The sequence below is a fragment of the Candidatus Merdisoma sp. JLR.KK011 genome, from assembly GCF_036941125.1.
Lineage (GTDB): Bacteria > Bacillota > Clostridia > Lachnospirales > Lachnospiraceae > Laedolimicola.
Genome location: NZ_JAYWSZ010000004.1, coordinates 234,098 through 247,550, shown reverse-complemented (window position 1 = coordinate 247,550; position 13,453 = coordinate 234,098). Strand labels below are relative to the sequence as shown.

Genomic DNA, 13,453 nt, shown 5'->3' with positions numbered 1-13,453 from the left:
GAATAGAGACGGCGCTGCCGTAAAATAAGCCGGCCGGTTTTCCATATCTTATCGGGAAAGCCGGCCGGCTCATTTTACAGCAGCGCTTTGTTCATTGAGAGCGCCTTTAGACGAAACAAAAGAGCTTTCGGATCAGACATTCAGCTTTGGAAAGACATCCTTCAGAGCAAAATAGCATTCGTCAAAGACAGCCTTAACCTGCCTGTACTTTTCTACGGCAGCTTGATCCGGCTCCTGAACGGAGTTGATTTCCAGAAAACGCTCTACGGCGGTAAAGTCCTTATAAATTCCGGCTCCGACACCTCCGGTAACGGCAGCGCCCATAGAACCTGCTTCCTCTAAGAGGGAGGGAACTAAAATCCGGGTGTTGTATACGTCGGCCATAATCTGACGCCACACATCGCCCTTGGCGCCGCCTCCGATAACGGTTATCTCATGGATCTCTACCTGCTGTCTCAAAATATTCAGAATGATATCCAGATTCATGGTAACGCCTTCAAGGACACTGCGCAGCAGATCCCCTCTGGTATTTTCGGATTTTAAACCGAGAAAAGCGCCTTTGGCATAGATGTCCCAACGGGGCGCCCGTTCGCCTAAGAGATAGGGAAGGAAGATAATTCCGTTTGCCCCGGCAGGCGATGCGGCAATCTGTTCGTTCATATAGTCATAGGGGGATTTTCCGTGAAGCTTTGCGTCGTAGCTTTCCATTTTGCAGACCGTGTTTTTCAGCCAGCTATAGGCTCCTCCCGCAGTCTGCATGGTGCCGTTGGGAGCATAGAGCCCGGGAATCACATGGGCCCAGGTAACCGTGCGCATTTCTTCATCAAAGATGGGTTTTTCCGTGGTGGTGGTGATCCAGGCAGAGGTGCCCATACAGCTGTAGGTTTTGCCGGGGCAGATGGAACCTGTCCCTACATTGGCAGTTACTCCGTCGCCTCCGCCTAAGACTACGGGAGTTCCGGGGGCTAAGCCGGAAGCAAGGGAGGCCTTAGGCGTAACCACACCTGCCGCATAGGTGGAGGGCTTAAGCTCGGGCAGCTTGTCACCGTCGATCCCGGCATAAGAGATAAGCTCCTCTGACCATTTCAGGCCGCAGAGATCAAAGCATCCCATACTGTTGCCGTCGGAGTATTCCGTATAAAATTTTCCGGTAAGGCAGAAGACAATATAATCCTTTGCATTGAGTACCTTGTAGGTCTGTTCATAGATTTCCGGCTCGTTGTCTCTGATCCACATAAGCTTCTGTACGCCGTAGGAAGGTGTATTTCTATGTCCTACAATATGATAAAAATCTCTTTGGCTGATATGCTCTTCTATCTGGGCCGTCTGGCTTACGGCCCGCTGATCTGCCCATATAATCGACGGGCGCAGCGGCCGGCCTTGCCGGTCAACGCAGAGACAGCCCATCATCTGGCCGCTGAAGGATACGGCGGCAATCTCGTCCGGCGAAATACCGGTTCCGCGGATCAGCTCCTTTGTGGAGGAGCAGACGGCATTCCACCAATCGTCTGCATTCTGTTCCACCCATGTGCCGTTAAAATAACGGGTATCGTAAGGTTCTACCCGGCTGCCGATCAGCTTTCCGTCTGTGGAAAATAAAGTAGCTTTATTTCCGGAGGTTCCCAGATCGTGTGCCAATATGTATGCTCCCATTTGTAATTCCCCCTTTTGATTTAATTGTAGTAATGTAATTACATAGTAATATTACTTTAACATCCATTTAACAGGATGTCAACAAGAATGGAAGAAAGATAAGGGGTTAAGGCGTTCAAAAAAATATTTGAAAATTAGGGGTAGAAATTTTGTTTTCCATCTGCTATAATACATTTAGTATCAATGTTACTACATAGTTTCATAGTGATGTAGAAACAAAAGCTGATTCAAAAAGAAACAGCCGTCACAGTGCCGCATCAATTTCCAGGCAAAGCAGCAGGAAAATAATTCAGACCGGAGCGTACTGGGAGAGCTGTCACGCAGCGACTACAAATAGGAGGTAATGATTATGAAGTCTTTTATTGTAAACAAAGATGGTTCCACAGAGATCAAGGAGATACCGAAGCCTCGTTATCATTCAAAGCAGGCATTGGTTAAGACCATCGCCTGCGGTATGTGCGGCACGGATGTAAAGCTGCTTCACCGTACTTTTAAAGGCTTTCCGGAATCGGTTTATCCGATTATGCTGGGGCACGAGGGAGTTGGCGAAGTAGTGGAGGTGGGAAGTGAGGTTAAAAGCTTTCAAGTGGGCGACCGGGTATTTCTTCCCTTTGTAGATCCGGATCCGGAGCTTTATCCCGGCATGGGTTCCGGGTGGGGAGCCCTCAGCGAATATGCCGTTGTCTGCGATCCCGCTCCGTGGCCGGAGGGAGAAGCTCCGGAATGCGGATATGCCCAGACGGTTCTTGACAAGGATCTGGATCCCGTTGATGCGGTTATGATTGTTACCTTCCGGGAGGTATTAAGCAATATCCGCTATTTTGGAATTCAGCCGGGAGACAGCGTAGTTGTGTTTGGCTGCGGCCCCGTAGGATCTACGTTTATAAAGTTTTTGAACTTGTGCGGAGTAGAGGAGGTCACTGCGGTAGATATTGTGGATGAAAAGCTGCAGAATGTAAAAGCAAACGGTGCGAAGCATATCATTAACAGCAAAACAAGCGATGTGACAGAGGAAGTGAGAAAGCTGTATCCCAAGGGTGTGGACTATGTCCTGGACGCCATCGGAGCGCCCTTTGTGGTGAATGCAGCCATGCCGCTTATCAAGGACAGGGGTACGGTTCTCTGCTATGGAGTTCCGGAAAAAGAGGAGATTACCATTGACTTTAGCAAAGCGGACTACAACTGGAGAGTCATCTATCAGCAGATGCCGAGAAAGGCAGAGGAGGGCGCTGCCACGGAGCAGGTGATGGAATGGATACATTCGGGCCGGCTTGTGATAAAGGACTTTATTTCCGATTATTTTAAATTTGAGGATTCCGTAGAGGCCTATGAAAAGCTGCTGCGCAGAGAGATTACAAAGAAGGGAATTATTGTTTTCTGATTTTTAGGAGGGTATATGAATAGTTTTAATTGGGACACAAGCTTTTTAGTGGATTTTGATTTAAAGGATGGCTTTTCCAAGACAGCTGAGACAACAAAACGCCATCTTTCCCAGATGAAGGATATGTTTTGTGACAGGAAGGCAGCGGAGGATATTTTAGAGAAAGAGGATCCCTTGGTTTACGAATTCTATGAGCTGGGCTGTCCGGAGCGCCAGGGGGATCTTGCATTCGGCACAACTATTTTATATCCGGGAAAGGTCGGCAGAGAATATTACTTTACAAAAGGGCATTTTCACACAATCCTTGAAACTGCGGAGGTCTATTACACATTACAGGGAGAGGGCTATATGGTTATGGAGAATCCCGAGGGAGACTGTATAGAGATGCCTCTTTCCCAAGGCAAAGCGGTATATGTTCCGCGCCGCTACGCCCATCGGACGGTGAATACGGGAAGCAGCCCCCTGGTTCTTTTTTATACCTTTGCGGCAGATGCGGGCCATGATTACGGAACCATTGAAACGAAAGGATATCACAGGCTCATCGTAGAACAGGACGGGAAACCGGCAGTGGTCAGCAACCCCAATTGGAAACAGCTATGAAGAGGATTATGACGGTATGCGGCCCGGAAGAGGGGGACAATCTGGGCTTTTGCCAGTGCCATGAGCATCTGGCAATCAGCAAAGGAGTGTCCAGTGAGAAAAATCCCGTGCTGCTCATGGAGGATGAGGAAAAAAGCCGAAAGGAAGCGCTGCGTTTGAAAAAAAACGGAGGCGGAACAGTGGTGGATGCCCAGCCCGGAGGCTGCAGCCGCATGGAGGAAGTCCTGCAGCGGATTTCTAAGGAAGCTCATATACATATCATTGCATCTACGGGCTTTCATAAGCTGTGCTTTTATCCGGAACATCATTGGGTTATGGAAAAGTCCCAGGAGGAATTATATGAAATTTTTCTCCATGAGCTGACAGAGGGGATGTACAGCGGCATTGACCGTGAGTTTCAGCCAAAGGATACGAAAATCCGGGCAGGCATTGTGAAAATGGCTCTTGATAAGGAAGGACTGACGCCTGTATATCGGAAGCTGTTTTTGGCCGGGGCCTATGCGGCGGGGGACGCCGGGGTTCCCATGATGATCCATATTGAAAAGGATTCGGATCCGGCAGGGCTTTTTCGTTTTTTAAAGGAAAAAGGCTTTCGGGCGGAGCAGATGATCTTCTGTCATATGGACAGGGCGGTTCCGGAGCTTTTGGTTCACAGGGAGCTTTTAGAGGAAGGGATCTTCTTAGAGTATGATACCATCGGCCGCTTTCAGTATCACAGCGACGAACGGGAGCTGGAGATTTTCCGGTTTATGATTGACGGAGGCTATGAGGATCAACTGCTTTTTTCGCTGGATACCACCCGTGCCAGATTGAAGTCCTATACGCCGGAGGGAATAGGAATTGACTATTTGCTGACAGACTTTGTGCCAAAGATGCTTGCTTTTGGGTTTACCGAACAGCAGATACATAAAATATCCCATGACAACTTTATACGGGCTTTTACGGCTGAAAATTGATTTCATACCTGTGAACTTTGAGGGATATTACGGAACTAGAATAAGACAGCAAAGCCGCAAAGGCGCACGAGAGGAACTTTCATTCGTGTCCTTTCGAATGAAAGTTCCTCTCATCACAGGTGTGTCGAAGCGGCTTTGCCCTTTAGTGCCGTCGCGCAGCGACTTTAAATAGGAGGACAAAATGAGACAAGAGGAATTATTGGCAAACATAAAAGAGAAACGCCTGGTGCCGGTCGTGAAGCTGGATCGGGCAGAGGATGCAAAGCCTTTGTGCGAAGCCCTGTGCCAGGGCGGCCTGCCAGTGGCGGAAATCACGTTCCGGACAGAGGCAGCCGAGGAATCCATTCGGACGGCGTCCAGGGAATTCCCGGAAATGATAGTAGGAGCCGGCACGGTCATCAACGTAGAGCAGGCCAGACGGGCAGTAGATGCCGGAGCTTCTTTTCTTGTATCGCCAGGCATTTCAAGAGAGGTTACGGAGTGGGCCCTTAAAAATCAAATATGCATTTTCCCGGGAACCTGCACACCCACGGAAATTATGATAGCTTTGGAGTATGAGCTTCCTGTGGTAAAATTTTTCCCAGCCAGCCAGTATGGGGGCTTGGAGACGATCAAGGCATTGGCAGCGCCCTTTCCGGGGATCTCCTTTATGCCCACGGGAGGCATTGGAGTGCACAATATCAAAGAGTATCTGGCCTTCAAAAAGGTTGCGGCCTGCGGCGGAAGCTGGATGGTAAAAGATACATTTATCAAGGAGGGAAGCTTTGATAAAATCCGGGAATTGACCAGGGAGGCTGCAGCTCTTATCAATGAGGAGGGCGCGCTATGAAGATTTTAGTGACGCCAACCTCCCTGCAGCCGGGAAAAAATGAGGAGGCATTGTCCGTGCTGAGGGAATTTACGGAGGATCTGGTATTTAACACAACCGGAAAACCTCTTTCAGAGGATGAATTGATCCCTCTTCTTAAGGACTGCGACGGCTATATTGCCGGCCTGGACGAGATTACGGAAAAGGTAATGACAGCCAGCCCCAGGCTGAAGGTGATCTCCCGTTACGGGGCGGGGTATGACAGGGTGGATGTTGCGGCAGCGAAACGGCACGGGATCAAGGTGACAAATACGCCCGGCGTCAATGCCCAGGCAGTGGGAGAGCTGGCCTTTGGCCTGATTCTTGCAGCGGCCCGGAAAATTCCCTATTTGAACGGTGAAACCCAAAAGGGCGGCTGGATACGGTCTACAGGCATGGAGCTTAAGGGAAAGACCTTGGGAATCCTGGGACTTGGCGCTATCGGAAGAGTCGTGGCCTCCTGTGCACAGGGATTTGGCATGCAGGTTCTGGCCTACGATCCATATATCAATGAGACTTATTGCAGCAGCCATGGAATTGAAGCCGTATCCTTTGAGGAGCTGATGAGCCGCTCCAATGTAGTGAGCCTGCATCTGCCGCTTTTGGATTCAACGTATCATCTGATTGACCGTAAGGCAATCGAGAGGCTTCCGCAAGGGGCGATTCTGGTAAATGCTTCCCGGGGCGGAATCATAGACGAGGATGCCGCATATGAGGCCCTCAAGAGCGGAAAGCTCTTCGGTCTTGGTCTGGACGCCTTTGAGACGGAGCCCCCCAAGGCATCCAAGCTGTTTGAACTTGACAATGTAATCGCAACGCCTCATACGGGCGCCCATACCCGGGAGGCAACAGAGCACATGGCAGATCTGTCTATTAAAAATCTGATGGATGTATTGTCGGGGAGAGAGTGTCCTTTTGTTATAAATGAAAAATGAAAAAAGCGAGAGTCGGAAAGTGTCTGCCATATAGTTTCCGGCTCTCGTTTTTTGACGGAATTTTTTTCTGGAATGCGAATGAGATTTTAATGGGCTATGAAAATTCCGCAATTTGTGATAAAATACAAAAGATGCCTCAAAGGCTTTACGGAATCTTAATAAAAATATAGAAGGAAGTTAATAAATCTGCGTTAACATACTTAGAGGATAGATGTAATATGTATCCATCCTGTCCAGACGGATCCTGTCTGTCAGGGTATAGCAGTATGCAGATTGAAAAATACTATGAAGTACAGTCATATAGAACAGGCAGTTTTTCTGGAGCGTCCCAACCGCTTTATCGCTTACGTGGAGCAGGCGGGAAAACGGGAGATCTGCCACGTAAAAAATACAGGCCGGTGCAGGGAGCTGCTTTTGCCCGGCGCGGAAATATATATACAGCGCCAGTCCAATCCGGCGAGAAAGACCCCTTTTGATCTGATTGCCGTGAAAAAAGGGGAGCGTCTGATTAACATGGATTCCCAGGCGCCTAATAAAGTAACGGCGCAGTGGCTTCGAAAGGGCGGCTTCTGCAGTCCGGATGCCCTGATAAAGCCGGAATGCCGTTATGGAAATTCCCGGTTTGACTTTTATATCGAAGACGGACCGCGTAAGATATTTATGGAAGTAAAAGGTGTCACCCTGGAAGAAGAGGGAATCGTCCGCTTTCCGGACGCGCCCACCGAGCGCGGCGTGAAGCATATTCAGGAATTGATTGCATGTCAAAAAGCAGGCTATGAAGCATATATATTTTTTGTGATTCAGATGAAACATGTTCTTTTTATGGAGCCGAATGACCGGACGCATCCGGCCTTCGGGGAAGCCCTTAGGAGGGCTGCGGCAGAAGGCGTGGGCATTCTTGCCAGGGACTGCCTGGTAAAACCCGATGAGCTTGAGATAGACCAGGAAGTTGAGGTTCGTTTATAGATGGAAGCATTAAAAGAAATTGTTACGCCCCTTTTAAAATGGTACGACGGCCATGCCAGGGTACTTCCCTGGCGCGAGGAGCCTTCCCCCTATCGCGTGTGGGTCTCTGAAATCATGCTCCAGCAGACAAGAGTAGAGGCAGTTAAACCGTATTTTGAGCGGTTTATAAAAGAGCTGCCGGATATCCGGGCTTTGGCGGAGGCGCCGGAGGATCGGCTGATGAAGCTGTGGGAGGGACTGGGCTATTACAACCGGGTCCGCAATATGCAGAAAGCGGCAAAAGAGCTGACCGGAGAGTATGGCGGAGAGATGCCGGCAGACTTTGAACGGATTCTCAAGCTTCCGGGAATCGGAAGCTACACGGCTGGGGCGATTGCCTCTATCGCTTTTGGAATCCCAAGGCCGGCGGTAGACGGCAATGTGCTCAGGGTTCTGTCAAGGGTTCAGAAAAGTTATGAGGATATTATGAAGCAGTCGGTTCGGAAAAGCTTTGAGGAGCAGGTCCGGGCCGTGATTCCAAAAGACAGGGCAGGGGATTTCAACCAGTCTCTCATTGAGTTGGGAGCCATCGTATGCGTGCCAAACGGCGCACCCAAATGCGGGGAGTGTCCCCTGAAGGAGCAATGCAGGGCCCGTGCCGGCGGTGTGGAGCTTGAGCTTCCCAAAAAGACTCCGCCCAAGAAGAGGCGGATCGAGGAGCGGACGATACTCGTCCTGCTTTCAGACAATAAGGCTGCGCTGAAAAAGCGTCCGCCCAAGGGACTTCTGGCCGGCTTGTATGAGCTGCCCAATCTGGAAGGCAGGTATGAAAGCCAGGAGATGCTTAACTATGTGAAGGAGCTTGGCCTGTCGCCTATCCGCATCCAGCCCCTGCCGGAGGCAAAGCACATTTTCAGCCATATCGAATGGCATATGGCCGGATATGCGGTGAAGATTGAAGAGCCGGAGGAGGAGCCGGAAGGGTTTTTCTTTGTGGAAAAGGCACAGATGGAGGAGAAATACTCTATTCCGGCGGCATTTGGAGCTTATACGGAATATTTTAAGCATCGTTTTTAGGATATACGTCATAAAAGACGAAAATATAATCAAATAAGCATTCTCATATGCAGAATAAGGAATAACGGCAGAACACTGCTTGGAAAAAGACAGCAAAAGAACATAGAGGTGAACAAAATGTATGATGCAATTGTAATCGGTTCCGGAATTGCCGGAGCCGCTGCGGCCAGAATATTGGCAGAGGAACAGAACAAATCCGTACTGGTGCTGGAAAAAAAGGCGCACATCGGCGGAAACTGCTACGATGAGGAGGATGCCCACGGAGTTCTCATTCACCGCTACGGACCCCATATTTTCCATACCAGCGACGAGGAGGTCTATGCCTGGCTTTCCCGTTTTACCGACTGGTACGCCTTCGGTCATGAGGTAGTGGCGAAGGTGGGAGAGAAGCTGATTCCGGTGCCCTTTAATCTCAATACCTTAAGGCAGGTTTACGGGGAGGAAAAGGCGGCAGTCCTGGAACAGAAGCTTAAGGATACCTTCGGGGAGGGCGCCCGGGTGCCGATACTCAAGCTCCGGGAGCAGCAGGATCCCGAGATCCAGGCTATTGCAGACTATGTTTACGAAAATATATTTTTAAAATATACGATGAAGCAATGGGGACAGAAGCCGGAGGAGATTGATCCGGCGGTAACGGGCCGTGTTCCGGTGGTGATCTCCCATGACAACCGTTATTTCGGTGATAAATACCAGGGAATGCCGAAAGACGGTTATACGCCCATGTTTGAAAAAATGCTGGATCACCCCCTGATCGAGGTGCGCATAGGAGTGGATGCAAGGGATGTGATGGAGCTTTTGGAAGACACGGGAAAAGTGCTGCTCTATGGAGAGGAATTCAATGGCTGCGTGATTTACACAGGGCCGGTTGACGAACTGTTCGGATGCCGCTTCGGGCGCCTGCCTTACCGTTCTCTGCGGTTTGATTTTGAGCATCTTGATGTTCCCGATTACCAGGGGCACAGTGTGGTGAATTATACGGTGAGCGAGGACTTTACGAGAATTACGGAATTTAAATATCTCACCGGGCAGGAGACGGACGGGACGACGATTGTGCGTGAGTATCCCTTTGCTTATACAGGAGCGGAGGGAGAGATTCCCTATTATGCCATTATGAATCCGGAAAATAATAAGCTGTATGAGAGCTATGCGGCCCTTACAGAGCAATTTCCCGATTTCCATCTATTGGGACGGCTTGCGGAATATAAATATTATAATATAGACGCCATGGCCGGAAAAGCCATTGCGCTGGCAAGAAGCCTGGCAGAACATTAATATGTGGGCGGTGTGTCGAAGCGGCTTTACCCTTTAGTGCTGTCGCGCAGCGACTTTTAATAGGAGGACATTATGAAACTTTTATCGATTGCAATTCCATGTTACAATTCGGAAAACTATATGCGCAACTGCATCCACTCACTTCTGGTAGGAGGCGAGGAGGTAGAGATTATCATTGTGGACGATGGTTCTACAGACGGGACGGCTGCCATTGCGGATGAGTATGCGGAGAAATACCCTTCCATTATCAAGGCCGTCCACCAGGAAAACGGCGGCCACGGCGAGGCGGTCAATACAGGACTTCGCAATGCCACAGGGCTGTACTTCAAGGTGGTGGACAGCGATGACTGGGTATCCATTTCCGCTTACAAGGAGATTCTGAAAACGTTGGAGAATCTGGCAGGCGCAAGGCCCCCGGTAGATATGCTGATCAGCAACTTTGTCTATGAAAAGGAAGGGCAGAAGCGCAAGAAGATTATGAGCTACCGCTCTGCATTTCCCCAGGATCGGGTTTTTACCTGGGACGACGTAAAGTTTCTGCTGAAGGGACAGTATATATTGATGCACTCTGTGATTTACCGGACAAAGCTTCTGCGCGAGTGTGAATTGGAGCTGCCTAAGCACACCTTCTATGTGGATAATATATTTGTGTACCATCCCCTGCCCTATGTGAAGTATCTGTATTATATGAATGTGAATTTTTACCGGTATTATATCGGGAGGGAGGATCAGTCGGTCAATGAGAAGGTGATGATCAGCCGTCTGGATCAGCAGCTGAAAGTGAATTATCTGATGATTGACGATTACAAGCTGACAGATTCCAAGCAGATATCCAACCGGAAACTGCGCCATTATATGAAGAATTATCTGGAGATTATTATGGTGGTTTCTTCCATCATTGCCATCCGTTCCGGTACGAAGGAAAACCTGGAGAAAAAGTATGAGCTTTGGAAGTATCTAAAGAAGAAGGATCCGAAGCTTTACTATGAACTGAAATGGGGAATCATGGGACGAAGCATGAACCTGCCGGGACGAAGCGGCCGGAAGATTTCGGAGACGGCTTATAAGATTGCCAATAAGTTTGTGGGATTTAATTAAAGTTTCTACAACATATAAAAAAGATGCCAAGGGTTTTTCCCAAGACATCTTTTTTTATTTCCGCAAGCAATGGGCCAGGCGCCGTGCTTGTATTCAAGCTCCCACCGGCTTCCGCTTCCTGGCACGCACGAAAGAGAAGTCCGTATGGTACACAAGCTGTTCCATCAAAATCCCCAGCAGCGTCCCGGCGATTACGTCCAGCATGGAATGCTGCTTCAAAAACATCGTAGCCAGTATGATGGACATCATCAGCAGGAAAGAGCCGCCTCGAATCCAGATATTTCCTCTCAGTTTCTGATTTTTCACGACAGCCACATGAGCCGCAATGGAATTGTACACATGAATGCTGGGAAAAATATTGGTAGCCGTATCTGCACGGTAAAGCATCTGAACGGCAAAAGTAAAAATATTGTTACGCTCAAAGGAAGCGGGCCGGAGCAGATGTCCGTTGGGGTATATGGTAGACACCACCAAAAACAGCGTCATTCCCGTAAACAGGAAAATACAGTACTGATAAAATTCCCGTTTCTTATCAAGCTGGAAAAATAAATAAACAAAAACGGCAGCTATATACACAAACCACAGAAGGTAAGGCACGATAAACCCTTCCGAAAAAGGAATCAGGTCGTCCAGGCCTACATGAATCACATGGTAAGGCAGGTTCGCCCGGCTCTCAAGCCATAGAAACCAGGGCATATAGATAAATCCATAGAACAGGACAAAAGCATGCCGATATTTATAAAAAAAAGCTTTCATATCTTCATCCTCTTTTCTTACTCTCAGTGGACAAGTGGGCGATTGTTCCCTTGTTCACTGAGGATAAAATGATCTTTTTATCATTTATATTATCTGAAACGAAGTATATCACTTTGAAAATATCAATACAATGACCTTTCGAATATTTTAAGAAAATATTATAAATTCTCTATACTTCCGATTATGGTAAGAGCCCCGGGAAGGCAGGTGGCCTTAAGCACGTCCTCCGGGGTATATGGTTCCCCGTCTGCGTGGAAGGGGAGGGGCTTTTCCGGCCGGATTTCCAGAGTTTTTACCTGATATTGATGAATTCCCTTGAAGATATTGTGCCATCCCTGGTAGGCTGTGGGGAACATAAGAGCAATGGTCAGTTTGCTTAAGCCCTCTACCACGCATACATTCAGAAAACCGTCGTCCGGCCGTGCCGTGGGGCACATCTTCAAGCCTCCGCCTTCATAGGGGCAGTTTAAGGCAGAAAGAAAATAAGTTCGTAAAAAGCGCAGCTTTTTGTGGTGATCCAGGGTAATGTTCACAGGGACGGGGCGAAACAGAAGAATCTGCTTCAGCGCAATTCCCACATAGGTGAGCTTCCCAAGGCCAAAGCGGTTCAGTGCGTTTTTGATCGGAGATCCCAGGGCTTCCTGACAGACGGCAGCATCAAAGCCGCAGCCGCAGCTTCCCGCAAACCGCCGTGTCCAGGAGCCGTAGGTGATAAGTCCCAGATCAATCCTTTGAAAATAGGAGGGATGCAGGATGTTGTAAAGAGCCGCCTCCGGCGCCGAGGGCAGCCGCAGGCTTCTGGCAAAATCATTGCTGGATCCCGTGGGAATATAGCCGAAGGTAACTTTTGAAAAGTCCTGTATGCCGTCCACCACTTCATTCACCGTACCGTCTCCGCCGACTGTCACAAGAGTCAGCTTTTCCTTCTGGGAGGTGATTTCCCTTGCCAGCTTTGTGGCATGGTAGCGGTATGTGGTGAAAAATACCCGGTATTCCACCTGTTCCCGTTCCAGAATCCCTTCTACAATCTGCCAGACGGCCTTGCCCCTGCCGGAGCGTGAGCCGGGATTGACAATAAAATAGTACATCCTGTTATTCCCCCTCTTTTGTCTTCCCGTCCCCGGCAATGACCTTTTCGATTCCCCTCATATCAGCTGCGGTGTCTGTAAAAGAGCTCCAGAAGCTGCCGATAATCTTTGAGGAGGCGGCAAGGCACCAGAGATCCACAAGGGCGTCCTGCATACCTTCGACGGAATTCCGCTCCTGAACCCGCAGCTCATTGCTGATGATACGTCCGGGAAAGGTCTTTCGAAGAAGAGCCTCCTCCTTGTTATCATCGGTAGCCAGGAAGAAGCAGGTTTCCGGATATTGGTCAAGCTCCTTTTTCATCAGGGCGATGAACTGCTCTGTGGTGCTCTTTCCCATGGAAACGGTATTGTCCGTTCTGCGGATATGAACGCCTACGCAGCGCTTGCCAAAGGAAGCGGTGATAAGGTCAATACGCTTCTGCAGAGAAGCGCAGGGCACATAAAAATGATAGTCACGGGAAGGATAAAAGTGTTCCCAGGTGAAAAGGTAGACGGGATTCTTCAGGCTTTCAAAAAAATCCTGGTGAAGGACGCCGTCTGTTTTGTGGCTGAGAATATCATCATTTCCAAAGCGCTGCCGGGCAATGAGCTGGTAGAAAAGCTTCCGGGGATCCTTTAGGGAATGGATATTGATGATGCGTATCTCCTTTACCGGCTGAAAAAGAGACTCAAAGGGGCAGTTAAGCTCCGGACAGAGATACCAAAGGACAATGAGACGTTCCCCTCGTTTCTTTGCCAGCTCCCAGGCGGAATTAATCACGCGCATCCTATTGCATAAACCGCCCGATGGTTGTATTATTAACATAGTGTCGTCTGCCTTTCTTTAAGAAATGGTGAACATTCAT

The 13,453-nt window shown here is 49.1% G+C and carries 13 protein-coding genes; 9 read left to right on the top strand and 4 right to left on the bottom strand.

Going from position 1 to position 13,453, the window contains the following annotated elements:
- Window positions 1-132: 132 nt before the first annotated feature.
- Entirely contained in the window at window positions 133-1,653 is a 1,521-nt protein-coding gene (locus VV089_RS14720) for a xylulokinase (protein WP_334336441.1), read from the bottom strand.
- 349 nt (window positions 1,654-2,002) lie between these two features.
- Here VV089_RS14720 and VV089_RS14715 point away from each other — a divergent pair, with 349 nt between their 5' ends.
- From VV089_RS14715 to VV089_RS14675, 9 genes are all read left to right on the top strand, one after another.
- Window positions 2,003-3,034 carry a zinc-dependent alcohol dehydrogenase gene (locus VV089_RS14715; protein WP_334336440.1) on the top strand — a complete coding sequence of 344 codons (1,032 nt, stop codon included), beginning with the start codon at window positions 2,003-2,005 and terminating at the stop codon, window positions 3,032-3,034.
- Window positions 3,035-3,049: 15 nt separating this feature from the next.
- Window positions 3,050-3,634: a glucose-6-phosphate isomerase family protein gene (locus VV089_RS14710; RefSeq protein ID WP_172542504.1), complete on the top strand. Its 585-nt coding sequence runs from the start codon at window positions 3,050-3,052 to the stop codon at window positions 3,632-3,634.
- Complete coding sequence (locus VV089_RS14705) at window positions 3,631-4,590, top strand: hypothetical protein (RefSeq protein ID WP_334336439.1); 960 nt, start codon at window positions 3,631-3,633, stop codon at window positions 4,588-4,590. Before VV089_RS14710 ends, VV089_RS14705 begins: the two co-directional genes overlap by 4 nt.
- Window positions 4,591-4,771: 181 nt before the next feature.
- Window positions 4,772-5,419, top strand: coding sequence for a bifunctional 4-hydroxy-2-oxoglutarate aldolase/2-dehydro-3-deoxy-phosphogluconate aldolase (locus VV089_RS14700; protein ID WP_334336438.1), 648 nt, complete (start codon window positions 4,772-4,774; stop codon window positions 5,417-5,419).
- On the top strand, window positions 5,416-6,372 hold the full coding sequence (locus tag VV089_RS14695; RefSeq protein WP_172542507.1) for a phosphoglycerate dehydrogenase: 957 nt from the start codon (window positions 5,416-5,418) through the stop codon (window positions 6,370-6,372). Before VV089_RS14700 ends, VV089_RS14695 begins: the two co-directional genes overlap by 4 nt.
- Before the next feature lie 273 nt (window positions 6,373-6,645).
- Window positions 6,646-7,338, top strand: a complete 693-nt coding sequence (gene sfsA / locus VV089_RS14690; RefSeq protein ID WP_334336437.1) for a DNA/RNA nuclease SfsA — start codon at window positions 6,646-6,648, stop codon at window positions 7,336-7,338.
- A complete protein-coding gene (mutY, locus tag VV089_RS14685; protein WP_334336436.1) occupies window positions 7,339-8,394 on the top strand; it encodes an A/G-specific adenine glycosylase in 1,056 nt (351 codons plus the stop codon). It begins immediately after the preceding gene.
- Between the two features lie 117 nt (window positions 8,395-8,511).
- The gene (gene glf, locus VV089_RS14680; protein WP_172542509.1) at window positions 8,512-9,666 is read left to right on the top strand and encodes a UDP-galactopyranose mutase; all 1,155 of its coding nucleotides are present in this window, start codon (window positions 8,512-8,514) and stop codon (window positions 9,664-9,666) included.
- A 72-nt stretch (window positions 9,667-9,738) separates the two neighbouring features.
- The gene (locus VV089_RS14675) at window positions 9,739-10,764 is read left to right on the top strand and encodes a glycosyltransferase family 2 protein (protein ID WP_334336435.1); all 1,026 of its coding nucleotides are present in this window, start codon (window positions 9,739-9,741) and stop codon (window positions 10,762-10,764) included.
- A gap of 93 nt (window positions 10,765-10,857) precedes the next feature.
- Here the strand turns inward: VV089_RS14675 and VV089_RS14670 are convergent, their stop codons facing one another.
- The 3 genes from VV089_RS14670 to VV089_RS14660 all read right to left on the bottom strand — a co-directional run bounded on the left by VV089_RS14670 (window position 10,858) and on the right by VV089_RS14660 (window position 13,413).
- Window positions 10,858-11,520, bottom strand: coding sequence for a phosphatase PAP2 family protein (locus VV089_RS14670; RefSeq protein ID WP_334336434.1), 663 nt, complete (start codon window positions 11,518-11,520; stop codon window positions 10,858-10,860).
- Between the two features lie 158 nt (window positions 11,521-11,678).
- Window positions 11,679-12,608 (bottom strand): diacylglycerol/lipid kinase family protein, encoded by a 930-nt coding sequence (locus VV089_RS14665; protein WP_334336433.1) that lies wholly within the window; start codon window positions 12,606-12,608, stop codon window positions 11,679-11,681.
- A 4-nt stretch (window positions 12,609-12,612) separates the two neighbouring features.
- A complete protein-coding gene (locus tag VV089_RS14660; RefSeq protein WP_334336432.1) occupies window positions 12,613-13,413 on the bottom strand; it encodes a hypothetical protein in 801 nt (266 codons plus the stop codon).
- Between the last annotated feature and the right edge of the window lie 40 nt (window positions 13,414-13,453).